General features: G+C 71.8%; 17 protein-coding genes. 11 read left to right on the top strand and 6 right to left on the bottom strand.

The window, feature by feature from the left end; translation table 11 throughout:
• Position 1 precedes the first annotated feature (1 nt).
• A complete protein-coding gene (gene xerD, locus HUJ41_RS07540) occupies positions 2 to 1,021 on the top strand; it encodes a site-specific tyrosine recombinase XerD (RefSeq protein WP_179872044.1) in 1,020 nt (339 codons plus the stop codon).
• 70 nt (positions 1,022 to 1,091) lie between these two features.
• On the opposite strand, the gene HUJ41_RS07535 is transcribed toward xerD, so the two are convergent.
• Positions 1,092 to 1,754, bottom strand: a complete 663-nt coding sequence (locus tag HUJ41_RS07535; protein WP_179872043.1) for a hypothetical protein — start codon at positions 1,752 to 1,754, stop codon at positions 1,092 to 1,094.
• An 820-nt stretch (positions 1,755 to 2,574) separates the two neighbouring features.
• On the opposite strand from HUJ41_RS07535, the gene HUJ41_RS07530 reads away from it, so the two are divergent.
• The 8 genes from HUJ41_RS07530 (at position 2,575) to HUJ41_RS07495 (ending at position 9,981) form a co-directional block, all read left to right on the top strand.
• Entirely contained in the window at positions 2,575 to 3,462 is an 888-nt protein-coding gene (locus HUJ41_RS07530) for a ParA family protein (protein WP_152583736.1), read from the top strand.
• The gene (locus tag HUJ41_RS07525) at positions 3,446 to 4,300 is read left to right on the top strand and encodes a segregation and condensation protein A (RefSeq protein WP_179872042.1); all 855 of its coding nucleotides are present in this window, start codon (positions 3,446 to 3,448) and stop codon (positions 4,298 to 4,300) included. Before HUJ41_RS07530 ends, HUJ41_RS07525 begins: the two co-directional genes overlap by 17 nt.
• Complete coding sequence (scpB, locus tag HUJ41_RS07520; RefSeq protein ID WP_179872041.1) at positions 4,290 to 4,946, top strand: SMC-Scp complex subunit ScpB; 657 nt, start codon at positions 4,290 to 4,292, stop codon at positions 4,944 to 4,946. The genes HUJ41_RS07525 and scpB overlap by 11 nt, the downstream gene beginning before the upstream one ends.
• Entirely contained in the window at positions 4,936 to 5,823 is an 888-nt protein-coding gene (locus HUJ41_RS07515) for a pseudouridine synthase (protein ID WP_179872040.1), read from the top strand. The genes scpB and HUJ41_RS07515 overlap by 11 nt, the downstream gene beginning before the upstream one ends.
• Positions 5,820 to 6,938, top strand: coding sequence for a prephenate dehydrogenase (locus HUJ41_RS07510; RefSeq protein WP_179872039.1), 1,119 nt, complete (start codon positions 5,820 to 5,822; stop codon positions 6,936 to 6,938). The genes HUJ41_RS07515 and HUJ41_RS07510 overlap by 4 nt, the downstream gene beginning before the upstream one ends.
• Before the next feature lie 34 nt (positions 6,939 to 6,972).
• Positions 6,973 to 7,638, top strand: coding sequence for a (d)CMP kinase (cmk, locus tag HUJ41_RS07505; RefSeq protein WP_179872038.1), 666 nt, complete (start codon positions 6,973 to 6,975; stop codon positions 7,636 to 7,638).
• Entirely contained in the window at positions 7,635 to 9,197 is a 1,563-nt protein-coding gene (der, locus tag HUJ41_RS07500) for a ribosome biogenesis GTPase Der (protein ID WP_179872037.1), read from the top strand. The genes cmk and der overlap by 4 nt, the downstream gene beginning before the upstream one ends.
• Positions 9,198 to 9,381: 184 nt before the next feature.
• The gene (locus HUJ41_RS07495) at positions 9,382 to 9,981 is read left to right on the top strand and encodes an MOSC domain-containing protein (protein WP_179872036.1); all 600 of its coding nucleotides are present in this window, start codon (positions 9,382 to 9,384) and stop codon (positions 9,979 to 9,981) included.
• 4 nt (positions 9,982 to 9,985) lie between these two features.
• On the opposite strand, the gene HUJ41_RS07490 is transcribed toward HUJ41_RS07495, so the two are convergent.
• Positions 9,986 to 10,729: a YqjF family protein gene (locus HUJ41_RS07490; protein ID WP_179872035.1), complete on the bottom strand. Its 744-nt coding sequence runs from the start codon at positions 10,727 to 10,729 to the stop codon at positions 9,986 to 9,988.
• Between the two features lie 91 nt (positions 10,730 to 10,820).
• Between HUJ41_RS07490 and HUJ41_RS07485 the strand changes: the two genes are divergently transcribed.
• Both HUJ41_RS07485 and HUJ41_RS07480 read left to right on the top strand, forming a co-directional pair.
• Positions 10,821 to 11,309, top strand: coding sequence for an NUDIX hydrolase (locus tag HUJ41_RS07485; RefSeq protein WP_179872034.1), 489 nt, complete (start codon positions 10,821 to 10,823; stop codon positions 11,307 to 11,309).
• Between the two features lie 60 nt (positions 11,310 to 11,369).
• Entirely contained in the window at positions 11,370 to 12,386 is a 1,017-nt protein-coding gene (locus HUJ41_RS07480; protein ID WP_179872033.1) for a sodium:calcium antiporter, read from the top strand.
• Here the strand turns inward: HUJ41_RS07480 and HUJ41_RS07475 are convergent, their stop codons facing one another.
• The 4 genes from HUJ41_RS07475 to HUJ41_RS07460 all read right to left on the bottom strand — a co-directional run bounded on the left by HUJ41_RS07475 (position 12,387) and on the right by HUJ41_RS07460 (position 15,586).
• A complete protein-coding gene (locus HUJ41_RS07475; RefSeq protein ID WP_179872032.1) occupies positions 12,387 to 14,057 on the bottom strand; it encodes a cation:proton antiporter in 1,671 nt (556 codons plus the stop codon).
• Positions 14,058 to 14,130: 73 nt separating this feature from the next.
• Entirely contained in the window at positions 14,131 to 14,577 is a 447-nt protein-coding gene (locus tag HUJ41_RS07470; protein WP_179872031.1) for an NUDIX hydrolase, read from the bottom strand.
• On the bottom strand, positions 14,574 to 15,326 hold the full coding sequence (locus HUJ41_RS07465) for a pyroglutamyl-peptidase I (protein ID WP_179872030.1): 753 nt from the start codon (positions 15,324 to 15,326) through the stop codon (positions 14,574 to 14,576). Before HUJ41_RS07465 ends, HUJ41_RS07470 begins: the two co-directional genes overlap by 4 nt.
• On the bottom strand, positions 15,326 to 15,586 hold the full coding sequence (locus tag HUJ41_RS07460; protein ID WP_179872029.1) for an SdpI family protein: 261 nt from the start codon (positions 15,584 to 15,586) through the stop codon (positions 15,326 to 15,328). The genes HUJ41_RS07465 and HUJ41_RS07460 overlap by 1 nt, the downstream gene beginning before the upstream one ends.
• Positions 15,587 to 15,589 lie beyond the last annotated feature (3 nt).

The following is a 15,589-nucleotide window of genomic DNA, read 5'->3' as shown; positions in this document are numbered from 1 at the left end:
GGTGGTCGCTCGTGCGGGCGGGGAGCGCGACACGCCGCGCGCGAGCAGCGAAACGCCGGGTTCCACGGCCGCGAGCCCGAATGAGCGAGCACCCTCGGCGGTCGAGCGGGCGATCGAGCGGTACGTGCGGCACGTCGCGCTCGAGCGCGGGCGCTCGCCGCACACCGTGTCGGCGTACCGGCGTGACCTGGCGCGCTACGCCGAGCACCTGCGCTGGCGCGGCATCGAGCAGCCGGGCGACATCGGCGAGGCCGACGTGTCGGCGTTCGTCGCCGCGGTGCGGGCGCCCGCCGACGGGTCGCCGGGGGTAGCACCGTCGACGGCGGCGCGCATGCTGTCGAGCGCGCGCGGCTGGCATCGCTTCCTCGTCGAGGAGGGTCTCGCCGACCGTGACGTGTCGGCCGAGCAGCGCCCGCCGAAGCAGCCGCGCCGCCTGCCGAAGGCGATCAGCATCGACGAGGTCGAGCGTCTGCTGGAGGCGTGCGCGGGCGACGACCCGTTGCGGCTGCGCGACCGCGCCCTGCTCGAGCTGCTGTACGCGACGGGGGCGCGCGTGAGCGAGGCCGTTGACCTCGCGGTGGACGACGTGCTCGGCGACGACGGTGCGGTGGGGGAGGCCGTACGGCTGTTCGGCAAGGGGCGCAAGCAGCGCATCGTGCCGCTGGGTCGCTACGCGCGCGAGGCGCTCGAGGCGTACCTCGTGCGGGCGCGGCCGCTGCTCGCACGGCAGGGCTCGTCGACGCCCGCCCTGTTCCTGGGCGCGCGCGGGGCGGCGCTGTCGCGGCAGAGCGTGTGGTTGGTGATCCGGGATGCTGCGGCGCGGGCATCCCTCACCGCGGAGTTGTCTCCGCACACCCTGCGGCACTCCTTCGCGACCCACCTGCTGGAGGGCGGCGCCGACGTGCGCGTCGTGCAGGAGCTGCTCGGGCACGCCTCCGTCGCGACGACGCAGCTGTACACGCTCGTGACGGCGGATGCCGTGCGCGAGGCGTGGGCGACGGCGCACCCGCGGGCGCTGTAGCGCGCCCGGCCTGCTCCGCGAACCCGGCCTGCTCTGAGAACCCGGCTCGCTCTGAGAACCCGGCTCGCTCCTAGAAACCGTCGAAGCAGATGGAGCCGTCGGGGCCGACCTCGACGAGCCAGTTCTCGCGCGGGCTGCTGGACTGCACGCTCACGCCCTCCCGCTCCACGATCGGCAGCGCCGCGCACTCGGTCGACGTCTCGTCGTCCGCGGTCACGAGCAGGCAGTACTCCGGCGCGAGGCCCTGGGTGCCCTCGACGGCGCTGTCGATGAGGTAGGCGCTGACGCTGAGAGTGCGGCCGTCGCGCGTGCTCGACGACGCGATCTGGGCCGGACCCATGACGAGGCGCTCGACACCGTCGATGTCGGGTGTCGCGGCGCCGGCCCTTGACTGGAGTCCGCCGTAGGCGAGGGCGTCTGTCACGCTGCCGCCCCATTCCAGCGTCTCGATCGCGAGGTCCCGCTCGCGGCGCGGACCGCCCTCAGGGCCCCAGACCACGGCGTCGACGGTGGAGCGGTTCTCCTCGCCGACGGTTCCGCCTGCGGCGATGACTCCCTGTGCCTCGAAACGCTCCGGCGTCACGCAGTTGCCGGCGATCATCCGTCTACTCTCCTCCTCGGATTCGGGGTCGCGCGTGGTGAGGAGGCAGTAGGCGTCCCAGTCGGTGCTGCGGCCGTCGGGCACGGTCGAGGCGCGGAAGGCGATCGCGACGATGTCGCCGTCGAGCCGCACGAGCTGCGGCCCCGAGGTGATCGCCGCGATCGCGTCCGGCCCGATGAGCTCGGTCAGCAGCGCGATATCGGCCGGGTCCTGCTGCCCGTCGAAGATCGCGAGAGGGTCGGGGTTCGGCAGAGTGAGCGCCCACGCGATGGTGGGGAGGGCGAGGGCTGCGAGGAGAACCCCGTAAGGCCGACAGCGCGCATCCGCCGGCTGTGGGCCCGCTCCGGCGGCAGGTCGGGGTGCTCTGCCGAGCCGACCTGCACCGCGCCATCCTGCACCGCACCGTCCTTCGCCCCACCATCCTGCGTTGCAGGGCCCTCGTCTGTTCCCGTCTCCCCGGTCACGCCGGGCGGTGCGGGTTCGAGGGTCGTGGCTCTCGCGGCGCGTCGAGCGAGTTCCTCGCCCGCGGCGGATGCTCGTGCCTGCTGCTCAGGGGTGGACGTGCGCGCGTAGGCGAGCCGCTGGAGCTCGCGGTCGCTCAGCTGCCCCAGGCTCCCCGTCCATATCCATCAGTCAACCACGCAGGGGAGCCGCGGTCCGAGGCGTCGCGTCACCGGCCACCCGACCGCGGCACGCTTCCACAATCTTGAGTGGGTGCGAACGACACTCACCTCACTCCGAAGTTGTGGAAGGCGCGCGTGAGGACTTCTCGTACGCGGGCGGCAGGCCGCGGCGCTCGCCGCGCGGGTGGGTGCGTTCGACCTCGAGCTGAGCATCCCCGGTTGCCTGCCCGGCGCGCTGTGCGAGCTCCTCGGCCGATGTCGAGCAGTCAACCACGCGCGTGCGGAGCGCCGCCCGGCGGCACAGCCCGCGGTCACTAGACTGGGGCGCTATGAGTGGGGAGAGGTCAGACGAGTCGGCACTGCCGGGCTTCGACGACATGGTGCAGGGCCCGACCGGCCGCGCGCTGCGCGAATGGCCCGAGCCGCCGCCGCTCAGCGGCCACGGCCCCGCGCGCATCATCGCCCTGTGCAACCAGAAGGGCGGCGTCGGCAAGACGACGACGACCATCAGCCTCGGCGCGGCGCTCGCCGACTACGGCCGCCGCACCCTCGTCATCGACTTCGACCCGCAGGGCGCCCTCTCGGCGGGCCTCGGCATGCCGAGCCACGACGTCGTCACCATCTACGACCTGCTGCTCGGCAAGGAGAAGGACGCGCGCAAGGCCGTCCAGGCGACCAAGACCAAGGGTCTGGATCTCATCCCGGCCAACATCGACCTGAGCGCCGCCGAAGTGCACCTCGTCAACGAGGTGGCGCGCGAGCAGATCCTCGCCCGCGTGCTCGCCCCCGTCGTCGACGACTACGACGTCATCCTCATCGACTGCCAGCCGAGCCTCGGCCTCCTCACGGTCAACGCGCTCACGGCGGCGCACGGCGTGCTCATCCCGCTCGAGTGCGAGTACTTCGCCCTGCGCGGCGTCGCCCTGCTCGTGGAGACGATCGACAAGGTGCGCGACCGCCTCAACCCCGCCGTGCAGCTCGACGGCATCCTCGCCACCATGTACGACGCGCGCACGCTCCACAGCCGCGAGGTGCTCGAGCGCGTCGTCGAAGTGTTCGGCGAGAAGGTGCTCGAGACGGTCATCGGCCGCACCGTGAAGTTCCCCGACGCGACCGTCGCCGGCGCCCCCATCACGAGCTTCGCCCCCGACCACCCGGCCGCCGCCGCCTACCGCCAGCTGGCTCGAGAGCTGATCGCCCGTGGCCAGGTCGCCTGAGCCGACCGTCGCGGAGGGCGCTGTCGCGGCGGCAGAGGCTTCTGTCGAGGATGCTCCGCGCGGGTTCCGCGTCACCCTCGACGACTTCGACGGTCCGTTCGACCTGCTGCTGAGCCTCATCACCAAGCGCGAGCGCGACATCACCGAGCTGAGCCTCAGCGCCGTGACGGACGAGTTCCTCGCCTACCTGCGCGCCCTCGAAGCGGAGGACCACCTCGACGAGGCGAGCGAGTTCCTCGTCATCGCCGTGACGCTGCTCGACCTCAAGATCGCGAGCCTCCTGCCCCAGGGCGAGCTCGTCGACGCGGAGGACGTCGCCCTGCTCGAAGCGCGCGACCTGCTCTTCGCGCGACTGCTGCAGTACCGCGCCTTCAAGGAGGCGAGCGCGTGGTTCGCCGAGCGGTTCGAGGCGGAGAGCCGCCGCCACGTGCGCTCCGTGCGGCTCGAGGACCAGTACCGGCAGCGCACGCCCGAGCTGCAGTGGACGCTCAGCCTCGACGACTTCGCGGCGCTCGCGCTGCTCGCCCTCACGCCGCGCGAGATCCCCCTCGTCGGCCTCGACCACCTGCACGCCCCGCTCATCTCCGTGCGCGAGCAGGCGGCGCACGTCGTCGCCCTTCTGCGGCGCGGCGACCCCGTGTCGTTCCGCCAGCTCATCGCGGGCGCCGAGGGCAAGGGCGTCATCGTCGCGCGCTTCCTCGCCCTGCTCGAGCTGTACCGGCACGCCGCCGTCGGCTTCGAGCAGCTCGAGCCGCTCGGCGAGCTCACCGTGCGGTGGACGGCCGAGAACTGGAGCGACGAGAACCTCGTGAACCTGGGGGCCGACTATGGCCAGTGAGACCGACACGACGAGCGGGACGGCCGACGCGAGCGCGCCGAACGGCGCCGAGGAGACCCCGGCCCCGGGCATCCCGGACCACATCGAGGTGGAGCGCGCCCTCGAGGCGATCCTCATGATCGTCGACGAGCCGCAGAGCCTCGTGAGCCTCGCGAGCGCCCTCGGCCGGCCCGTCGGCGTCGTGCGGGCCGCGATCGCGGCGCTCGTCGCCGACTACGACGGCGAGGCGAGCGAGGAGGGCACGCCGGGGACGCGGCGCGGCTTCGAGCTGCGCGAGGTCGGCGGAGGCTGGCGCATCTACGTGCGCGGCGAGTACGACGACGTCGTGCGCGACTACGTGCAGACGCAGAACCCGTCGAAGCTCTCGCAGGCCGCCCTCGAGACGCTCGCCGTCATCGCCTACAAGCAGCCCATCAGCCGCGGAGCGATCGCGTCGATCCGCGCCGTCAACGTCGACTCGGTCGTGCGCACGCTCCTCGGGCGCGGGCTCATCACGGAAGCCTTCACCGACAGCGAGACGGGTGCCATCCACTTCGCGACGACCGACCTGCTGCTCACGCAGCTCGGCATCAACTCGCTCGACGAGCTGCCCCAGATCTCACCGCTGCTCGACGACGGGAGTGCGGGGTTCGACGATGTCCGCTGAGTCGACCGGCGCTGAGTCGACGGGCGCAGACGCGACGACTCCGGATGCGCCTGCGGGGGAGCGCCTCCAGAAGGTCATGGCGGCCGCCGGTGTCGCCTCCCGCCGCGTGTGCGAGGACTACATCGCCCAGGGCCGGGTGACCGTCAACGGCGAGCCCGTCGTCGAGCCGGGGCGTCGCGTCGACCCCGCTACCGACGAGGTCGCGCTCGACGGCGTCGCGATCCAGCTCGACACGACCAAGCGCTACGTCATGCTCAACAAGCCGACGGGCGTCGTGAGCACCATGAAGGACGAGAGCGGGCGCCCCGACCTGCGCCGGTACACCGACCGCTTCGAGGAGCGCCTCTACAACGTGGGCCGTCTCGACGCCGAGACGAGCGGGCTGCTGCTGCTCACGAACGACGGCGAGCTGGCCAACGTGCTCGCCCACCCGCGGTTCGGGGTTGAGAAGACGTACATCGCCAAGGTGCGCGGCAGCGTGACGGCGCCCGTGCTGCGCAAGCTCAAGGAGGGCATCGAGCTCGACGACGGTCCCATCGCGGCCGACGCGGCGAGGATGCTCGGCAACCCCGTGGGCGGGTACAGCATGGTCGAGCTCACGCTGCACTCCGGCCGCAACCGCATCGTGCGCCGCATGCTCGCCGCTGTCGACCACCCCGTCGTCGAGCTCGTGCGCCGCTCCTTCGGCCCCCTGCACCTCGGCACGCTCGCCGCGGGGGAGGTGCGCGACCTCACTAAGGTGGAGCGCGGCGCTCTGCTGACCCTGAGCCGCGCGGCGCGGGGCGGGTCGGATGCGACGGACGCCGCCGCCGCCGAAGCTCGCGCGACCGTCGACCACCCCGACACTCTCGACACGAACCCCGGAGCACCCCGATGACCGAGCCGCGCTCGCGCCAGCCTGGTGGCCACGATCGCCGCTTGCAGGGCGACGTGCGCATCGTCGGGGCTGGCCTGCTCGGCACGAGCATCGGGCTCGCGGTCACCGCCAAGGGCGTCGACGTCGCCCTCGCCGATCTCTCGCCGACGGCCGTGCGCCTCGCCGTCGACTACGGCGCCGGGCGCCCCGCGGCGGCCGGCGACCGCCCCGCGCTCGTCGTCGTCGCCGTGCCGCCCGACGTCACCGCGTCGACGGTGGCCGCCGAGCTGGAAGCGCATCCCGAGGCTCTCGTCACGGACGTCGCGAGCGTCAAGGCCAGCGTGCTCGCCGAGCTGCGCGCCCTCGGCGCCGACGTGAGCCGCTACCTCGGTACGCACCCCATGGCGGGGCGTGAGCGAGGCGGGCCCATCTCGGCGCGCGCCGACCTCTTCGTGGGGCGGCCCTGGGTTCTCGCCGGCCACGAGGGCATCAGCTACCGCGCGGCGGGAGCGATCGAAGACCTCATCCTCGACGTCGGCGCCGTGCCGATCGAGCTCAGCGTCGAGGACCACGACCGCGCCGTCGCCCTCATCAGCCACGTGCCGCAGCTCGTCGCGAGCGCCATGGCGGCGCGGCTGCGCGGGGCGAGCAACGCCGCCGTCGACCTCGCCGGGCAGGGCGTGCGCGACGTGACGCGCATCGCCTCGAGCGACCCCGGACTGTGGGTGCAGATTCTCGGGGCCAATGCAGCGCCCGTGGCGGGCATCCTGAGCGAGCTGCGCGACGACCTCGATGCCGCGATCGCCGCCCTGCAGCAGCCGGAGGCACCGGGAGCGCGCCGCGCGCTCGCCGACCTGCTCGGCGCCGGCAACGCGGGAGTCGCCCGCATCCCCGGCAAGCACGGCGAGGACCGCCGGTACGCGCAGCTCGTCGTCATGGTCGACGACACCCCCGGTCAGCTGGCGCGCCTGCTCACCGAGATCGGCGAGCTCGGCGTCAACATGGAGGACCTGCGGCTCGAGCACTCGCCGGGGGCGCCGATCGGCTTCGCCGAGATCTCCATCGTGCCCGAGGCCGAGGAGCGCCTCATCGCCGAGCTCGAGTCTCGAGGCTGGCGCATCGCCGGCGCGAGCTGAGCCCGACCGACCCGAACCCCTGCAAGGAGACCCCATGAGCGACATCATCGTGGCCGTCGACGGCCCCGCCGGCAGCGGCAAGTCCAGCGTCAGCAGGGAGGCCGCGCTGCGGCTCGGCTGGGCCTACCTCGACACGGGGGCCGCCTACCGTGCGCTCGCCTGGCACTGCCTCGACGAGGGCGTCGACACCAAGGATGCTGATGCCGTGGTCGCCCGCCTCGCCGACTTCGACTACTCCATCGGTATGGACCCGCAGCACTACTTCGTGCGCGTCGGCGGCGAGGAGATCACGCGCGACATCCGCGAGCCGCGCGTGAGCGCCGTCGTGAGCCACGTCGCGCGCGTGCCCGAGGTGCGGGTGGGGCTCAACGATCTGTTCCGTCGGCTCATGGCGGAGAACCCGAAGGACGGCGTGATCGTCGAGGGGCGCGACATCACGACGGTCGTCGCGCCCGACGCCGCCGTGCGCGTACTGCTGACTGCCAGTGCAGAGGCTAGAATGGCGAGAAGGTCGGCGGAGCTGAGCGCCGTGTCGGCCGAGGCGACCGCGCAGCAGCTGGCCTCGCGGGATGCCCAGGATTCCCGCGTGGTGGATTTCATGAATGCCGCTGAGGGCGTCACCACTCTCGACTCCACCGACCTCGACTTCGAGCAGACGGTGCTGGCGCTCCTCGACATCGTGCATGCAAGGACCCCATGACTGACACCACCCCCGTCACCCCCGGTGACGACGACGCCCGCGACTCCGCGGGTGACGACTACCCCGAGCTCGCCCCCGAGGCGGCCGGCGAGGTCGCCGCGCGCCTGGCCGACCTCGATGAGGATCTCGCGGCGAAGCGCGCTGAGGCTCTGCGCGCAGGCCTCGCCGACTACGACCTCGACGACGACGACCTCGACCTGCTCGAGGGCGCGACCGTCGGGGAGGACGGCATCATCACGATGCCGGCCCTGCCGGTGCTCGCGATCGTGGGCCGCCCCAACGTGGGCAAGAGCGCGCTCGTCAACCGCATTCTCGGCCGTCGCGAGGCTGTCGTGGAGGACACTCCGGGTGTCACGCGCGACCGCGTGACGTACAAGGCGGAGTGGAACACGCGCCGCTTCACCCTTGTCGACACGGGCGGTTGGGAGCCCGACGCGTCGGGCATCAACGCGTCGGTCGCGGCGCAGGCCGAGGTCGCGGTCGATCTGGCGGATGCTGTGCTCTTCGTCGTCGACGCCATCACGGGTGCCACCGCGACCGACGAGTTCGTCGTGAAGATGCTGCGCCGCTCGAACAAGCCCGTCATCCTCGCCGCGAACAAGGTGGACGATGCGCGCCAGGAGCCGGAGGCCGCCGCGCTGTGGAATCTCGGTCTCGGCGAGCCGTGGCCCGTCTCGGCCCTGCACGGCCGCGGTGTCGCCGACCTGCTCGACCACATCCTCACGGTGCTGCCGAGCGTGTCGGCGGTCGCGAAGGAGGAGTACGGCGGGCCCCGCCGCGTCGCGCTGCTGGGCCGCCCCAACGTGGGCAAGTCGAGCCTGCTCAACAAGGCGGCGCGCGAAGAGCGCGTCGTCGTCAACGAGCTCGCGGGCACGACCCGAGACCCGATCGACGAGCAGGTGGAGCTCGGCGGGCGCATCTGGCGCTTCGTCGACACGGCCGGCATCCGCCGCCGCGTGCACCTGCAGCAGGGTGCCGACTTCTACGCGTCACTGCGCACGGCGGCCGCGCTCGAGAAGGCGGAGGTCGCGGTCGTGCTGCTCGACGTGACGGAGCCGCTGAGCGAGCAGGACGTGCGCATCATCGACCTCGTCCTCGAGTCGGGTCGCGCCCTCGTGCTCGCGTTCAACAAGTGGGATCTGCTCGACGACGAGCGCCGCCGCTACCTGGAGCGCGAGATCGAGCAGGATCTCGCGCACGTGGCGTGGGCGCCGCGCATCAACATGTCGGCGCGCACCGGTCGGCACCTGGAGAAGCTCGTACCCGGCCTGGAGCTTGCGCTCGAGTCGTGGGATACCCGTATTCCGACCGGAAAGCTCAACGCGTTCATCAGCGAGCTCACGGCGGAGCATCCTCACCCGGTGCGCGGGGGCAAGCAGCCGCGCATCCTCTTCGCGACGCAGGCGTCGACGCGACCGCCGACGTTCGTGCTCTTCACGACCGGGTTCCTCGACCCGCAATACCGCCGCTTCATCACCCGGCGCCTGCGCGAGGTGTGGGGTTTCGAGGGCACCCCGATTCAAGTGAACATGCGTGTCCGAGAAAAGAGGAAGCGCTAGGGAGAGTTGGTGAGCGCTTCGGCGGCGGGGCCTTGGATTGCCGCTGGGCGAGTGTGCCTCTCACGGCACATGCCCCGCAAGGCACACAGCTCGAGCGGCCAACCGGGTTCGGTCGCGCGCGGTGTCGTGTTCGTTCCCCGGCGCCCGCCTACGGGTGCGCCCGCCCCACCCGTAGGCTGGCGACATGCCCCCTGCTACACCTGCTGTTGCTGATCCCCCCTCGCACCCCGTCGTCTCCGCCGTGTGCGTCGTCCACCAGCTCATCCCCGACTACGGCGGCCCCGACGGTGTGACGGCGATCGACAAGCGCGCGACCGCCGAGCCGGTCAAGGTCGGCGAGTTCGGCCTGCGCGGCGACGTGCAGGTCGACCGCAAGCACCACGGCGGCCACGACAAGGCCGTCTACCTCTACAGCCAGTCCGATGCCGACTTCTGGCAGGCCGAGCTCGGCCGCGAGCTGCACCCCGGCTGGTTCGGCGAGAACCTGCGCGTCGAGGGCGTCGACGTGAACGCCGCCCGCGTGGGGGAGCGGTGGCGCATCGGCGAGGGGTCCGACGCGGTGGAGCTCGAGCTGACGATGCCGCGCACGCCGTGCCAGACGTTCGCCCGCTGGGTCGGTGGCGAGGATGCTCGGGGCTGGGTCAAGCGCTTCGCCGACTCGCGGCGGCTCGGGGCCTACGCGCGCGTGGTGCGCAAGGGCGTCGTGCGTGCAGGCGACCCGATCACGGTCGTGAGCGTGCCCGACGTGGCGCCGACCATCGCGGGCGCGTTCCGCCCCGAGTAGGTGGTCACGCGACGCGCGTGGGCGCGGCGAACTCGGTCGTGACGCCGGGGTGCCGCAGCGGGGTCGCGAGCACCGAGTCGGGCGGGCGCTCCGCGAGGTCGGGGAACCCGGCGGCGGCGAGCAGCTCGTCGTCGAGGTGCAGCAGCTGCGCGTCGACGAGCGGCCATGGCTCGTGCGTGTTGCGCGCGAAGATCGTGCGCCCCAGGTGGCGCTCGTGGAACCCCCAGCGTGCGGTGAGGAAGCGGCTGAGCGGCGTGTCGACAGGAGTGCTGCCGGGTCGCGCGTGAATGCGGGTGCGCGGTCGAGCGCCGGTGCGTCGTCGCGCGCGGTACTCGAGAGTGTCGGCGGTGAGGCGCATCCCGGCCTGAGTCCAGCGGTACGGCAGGCCGAACAGTGCCTGCGCGGCGAGGACGGAGGGCAGCCGCTCAGCGTCGAGGGAGCGGAACACCACCCCGCGCTGCCCGTGCTCGTCGACCGAGTAGGTGCGCACGTTGATCTCGATGAACGTGCCAGCACCGGGCACCGGAGGTAGCGGCAGGAACGCGTGGTCGCTCAGCACGAACGGGATGAGCCCCACCCACGCGCTGCCATCGTGCACGTCGGGCCGCGTGCCGGGCAGCAGCATGGGAGCGACGAGCAGCGGGTCGACGCGCCAGTGGAGGAACACGAAGTCGCTCCAGCGCTGGCGGATGATCGCGTGACCCGGCAGCGGGGGAGACGTGGGGTCGGGTGCGGGTGCGTCGAGCATGCCCCCATCATGGCCCCCGCACCGGTGGATGCCGGTGGAGCCGGGCCCTGCGCGGCGGTCTTGCAGGGGCGCGGCGTACCCTGAGGGCACTATGACCGATCGACCTCCGCTGCCGCCGCCGCACCTGCGCGATCCCGGCGACGCGTGGGTCGAAGGCCCCGACGGCACGAAGTACTGGGGTCGCTTCGGCGCGGCCGGTCTGCTGGCGTGGCACGTCGAGGCGGGCATCCTGCTGCAGCATCGCGCGGCGTGGTCGCATCACGGCGACACGTGGGGCCTGCCCGGTGGGGCGCGCAAGCAGGGCGAGTCCGCCCAGGACGCCGCCGTGCGCGAAGCCGTCGAGGAGGCCGGGGTGCCGCCCGACGAGGTCAGCCTCCTGTTCGAGAGCGTCTACGACATCGGCTTCTGGTCGTACACGACGGTCGCGGTGCGCGTCGACCGGCTCTTCGCCCCCATCGTCGCCGACGCCGAGAGCGTCGCCGTGCGCTGGGTGCCCCTCGACGACGTGGATGCTCTGCCCCTGCACCCCGGATTCGCCGCCAGCTGGCCGGCCCTCCGCGAACGACTGACTCTGCACTGAGCCCGTGAAGCGCCCCGGCGGGCCTCGACCTCGAGTGTCGGGCGCTGGCAGAGTGGAGCGATGACGGACACCTGGCCGCTGCTGCCGAGCCTCATCGGGCTCGCCGCCTCGGTCGTGCTGCTCGCCTTCGCCGGCACGCGCCTGGCGAAGACGGCCGACGAGCTCGCCGATCGCACGGGACTCGGCGAGGCCGTGGCCGGGGCGCTGTTCCTCGGCGCGGTCACCTCCCTGCCGGGCATCCTCACCACCATCACGGGAGCCCTCGGCGGCGACGCCGAATTCGCTCTCGCCAACCCGATCGGCGGGGTCGCCATTCAAACGGTGTGGCTCGCCATCGCCGACCTCGTCTACCGCCGCGCGAACCTCGAGCATGCGGCGGCATCGCTCGACAACCTGCTGCAGGCGCTCATCCTCGTCGGACTGCTCGCCCTGCCGATCGTCGCCTACGCGACGCCCGACCTCGCGATCGGCTGGTTCCACCCGGTGACGCTGCTCATCCCCGTTTTCTACGCCTACGGCCTGCGGCTGCTGCGGCAGATGCGCGAAGCGCCCATGTGGTCGCCGCGCATGACGCGCGACACCCGCACCGACGACGGCGAAGACCGCAGCACGTCGTCGACACGCCGACTGTGGACGACGCTCGCCGTTCTCGCCGTCATCGTCGGCGTCACCGGCTGGGTGATCGGACAGTCCGGTCTGGGGCTCATCGCGGCGACCGGCTGGCCGAGCGCGGTGACCGGCTTCACGGTGACGACGGCGATCTCGTCGCTGCCGGAGCTCATCACGCTGCTCGCGGCCGTGCGCCTCGGCGCGCTCACCCTCGGCGTGGGCGGCATCATCGGCGGCAATGTCTTCGACACGCTCATGATCGCCGTCGCCGACGCGTTCTACCTGGAGGGCACGATCTACGCCAACGTGGGGCCGGCGAGCCTCGTGCTGCTGGGCGGCACGATCCTCATCACCGCGGTGCTCGCCGCGGGCCTGGTCGTGCGCGACCGCAAGGGCATCGGCTTCGAGGGAATCGCCCTGCCCACTCTCTACCTGGCGACGGTGGGCGGGGCGCTCTGGGTCGGCTGACTAGCTCTCGTCGTCCGACCTGGCGCTCTCCAGCCGGCGCAGAGTGTCGAGAGCGTCGTCGGCCGCGTCTCGGAAGGGGTGCAGCACGACGGAGATCGTGTCGTCGATGAGGGCCGGGCGGTAGGCGCTGGCCTGCTTGTCGGTGTGCACGGTGACGGCGATCGGGCACGTCGCGCCGTGGTGGCGCAGGGCGCCGGCCAGCACGAGGTTGGTGTCGACGTCGGGCACGGTGGAGATGATGTACCGCACGTCGTGCAGGGGGAGTGTCTCGGGGAAGTCGGGACTGCGGGCATCCCCGAAGACGACGTCGACCCGGTCGGCGATCTTCTCGTCCTCGAGGCGCACCTCCGCGAACGGGTCCCACTCGACGAGCAGCACGCGACAGCCCTCGTCGACGAGCTCGCGGATGAGCTGCGTGCCGAAGCGGCCATGCCCGAACACGATCGCGTCGTATCCGGAGCCGGTGGCGGGCTCGGGTACGCGCGGGTTGCGGCGCTGCAGGCGAGAGAGGAACGGTTCGATGCGGGTGGCGATGCGTTCGGAGTAGGGGATGAGGTAGCTCGAGCCGCCGATCGTGATGAGCGCGATGAGGGTGATGAGCCCCACGATGTCGTCCCCGACGAGGCCGACGTCCCGCGTGAGGGCGATGAGGATGAGGCTGAATTCGCTGATCTGCGCGATCGCGAGCCCGGCGAGGAAGCCGACGCGCGCCGGGTAGCCCATGAGGCTCATGATGGCGATCATGATGAACGGGGTGCCGACGAGGACGAAGATCGAGAGTGCGATCGCGAGCGGCACCTGCGCGCCGATCGCCGCGAAGTCGAGTTCGGCGCCGAGCACGATGAAGAAGAACAGCAGCAGGAAGTCGCGCAGGCCGCTGAGGGAGGCGTGCACCTGCTCGCGATAGCGGGTGGAGGCGAGGGCGAAGCCGGCGAGGAATGCACCGACCTCGATGGAGAAGCCGAGCACGTCGGTGAGGGCGGCGATGCCGATCGCCCACGCGACGCTCCACACGATGAGCAGCTCTTGGCTGGTGGCGACGCGGTCGAGCAGCCATGGCAGCACCCAGCGCATGGCGATGGCGATGCCGAGCAGCAGACCGCCGCCACTGAGCAGGATGCGCAGTGCTTCGGCGCCGACGTCGGTCGTGCCTTCGCCGAGGCTGGTCAGCACGATCATGACGATGATGACGACGACGTCTTGCACGATGAGCAGACCGAGGGCGACGCGCCCGTGCAGCTCGTCGAGTTCGCGCTGGTCGGCGAGCAGCTTGACGACGATGATCGTGGAGGAGAACGTGATGGCGACACCGACGACGGCCGCGGCGAGCAGGTCGAGGCCGAAGAGCGTCGCGATGCCGAAGCCGACGATGGCGGTGACGACGATCTGGCCGAGCCCGGTGGCGAGGGCGACGGGCCCGACAGAGCGCACGAGGTTCACGTCGAGCTTCAGGCCGACGAGGAACAGCAGGATGGCGATGCCGATTTCGGCGAACAGCTCCAGGGCTTCGGCTTCGTGCACCCAGTCGAAGACGCTCGGCCCGGCGATGATCCCGACGACGATGAAGGCGATGATGAGCGGCTGCCGGGCGCGGTGGGCGAGGACAGCGATCGCGGCGGCGAGCACGAGGATGAGGGCCGTCGTGCCGAAGGTGTCGAGCTCGAGCTCCATGACCTCACGCTAGCAAGGGCACGTTGCGGGCGGGTTTCGCGGCGCCTGCAGTGCATGCAGACCGCGGCGAGGGTCAGGGTGCGCTGGCGGGGTTGTCGCCGTCTGTTCCGCGCCGGGCGGGCGCGGACAGGAACGCGAGCATGTGCTCGGTGATGAGCGGGGCGAGTCGATGCTGCGGGAACTCGCGGGGGTGCATCCAGGTGACGGCGTCGATTTCGGCGGCGGCGGCGAGCGGGCCGGGAAGCTCGGTGCGGAAGACGTCGGCGATGAGGGTCGTGCCAGCTTCGTTGGCGGCGGCAGTCGTGAACGTGCCGAGCGGTTCGAGGGCGGCGGGGTCGACGCGCGCGCCGAGCTCTTCGTGCAGTTCGCGCGCGAGGGTTTCGGCGGCGGTCTCACCGGGTTCGGGCTTGCCGCCGGGCTGCATCCACACGCTCGTGCCGCGCTTGCGCACGAGCAGCAGTCGGCCGGCGTCGTCGACGGCGAGCACGGCCGAGACCCGGATGACTGCCGCGTCCGTCACGCGGGCTCGTCGAGGATCGTCGTGATGGCGATGCGGATGCCCCGCTCGAGCTCGTCGAGCGTGAAGCGCGGGTCGCCGCCGAGCTGCGGCGTCGCCGGAACGTGGATGAACCCCGCACTCAGGCGAGGGTGCCGAGCGTGCTCACCGTGCTCGCTGTGCTCACCGTGCTCGGCGGTGGTGCCGGCAGTGGTGTCGGTCGGGGCGGTGCTCGCGTCGGCGCTGTGCTTGCCGTGCTCGCCGCGCTGCTCGGCACTGTGCTTTCGAGCATCGCCGCGCTGCTCGGCGATGCCGAGGGCGGTGTACAGCACGGCGTTGCACACGTAGCTGCCGGCGGTGAGCGACACCTGCGCGGGGATGCCGGCGGCGTCGATGGCGGCGGCGATGTGCTTGACCGGGTGGTCGGTGAAGCGCGCGGGGGGTCCGTGGGGCTCGAGCGGAGCATCCGTGGGCTGGTCGCCGTCGTTGTCGGGGATGGCCGCGTCGGCGAGGTTGAGCGCGACGCGTTCGGGCGTGAGGGCGTGCCGGTTCTCGGCGAGGCCGAGCATGAGGAGTATGTCGGGCCGGTGCGCGTCGAGTGCGGCGGCGAGCAGCTGCGGGGCGCGTGCGAAGGAGACGGGCAGCACCTCGGCGACGAGGTGGCAGTCGGGGTGCCCGAGCTCGCCCAGTCGGCGGGCGATCTCGCCGCTGGGGTTGACGTCGGCGCCGTCGAAGGGCTCGAAGCCGGTGACGAGAACGGTGGGGAGGTGCATCAGCTGGTCCGTTCGTGGGTGTCGGCCGCGGGGCCGTCCGCGTCGCGCTGGTCTGCGTGGCGCTGGTCAGGACCGTATGGTTCTGCGCCCTGCCGTCGCGCGCCCGAGAGGGAGACGAGGACGACGCCGACAATGAGCAGCGCGAGCCCGAGGGCGATGGCGTCGGGGGTGATGATCGTGATGGCGACGCCGACCAGGAAGACGAGGATGCCGGCGATGAACATGATGCGCCTGCCAATGCTCCTGCTGCGCGCGCTCATGCT

The sequence above is a fragment of the Microcella indica genome (assembly GCF_013414345.1).
Classification (GTDB): domain Bacteria; phylum Actinomycetota; class Actinomycetes; order Actinomycetales; family Microbacteriaceae; genus Microcella; species Microcella indica.
The sequence above is the reverse complement of the archived record's forward strand: the minus strand, read 5'-3'. Positions and strand labels throughout refer to the sequence as shown.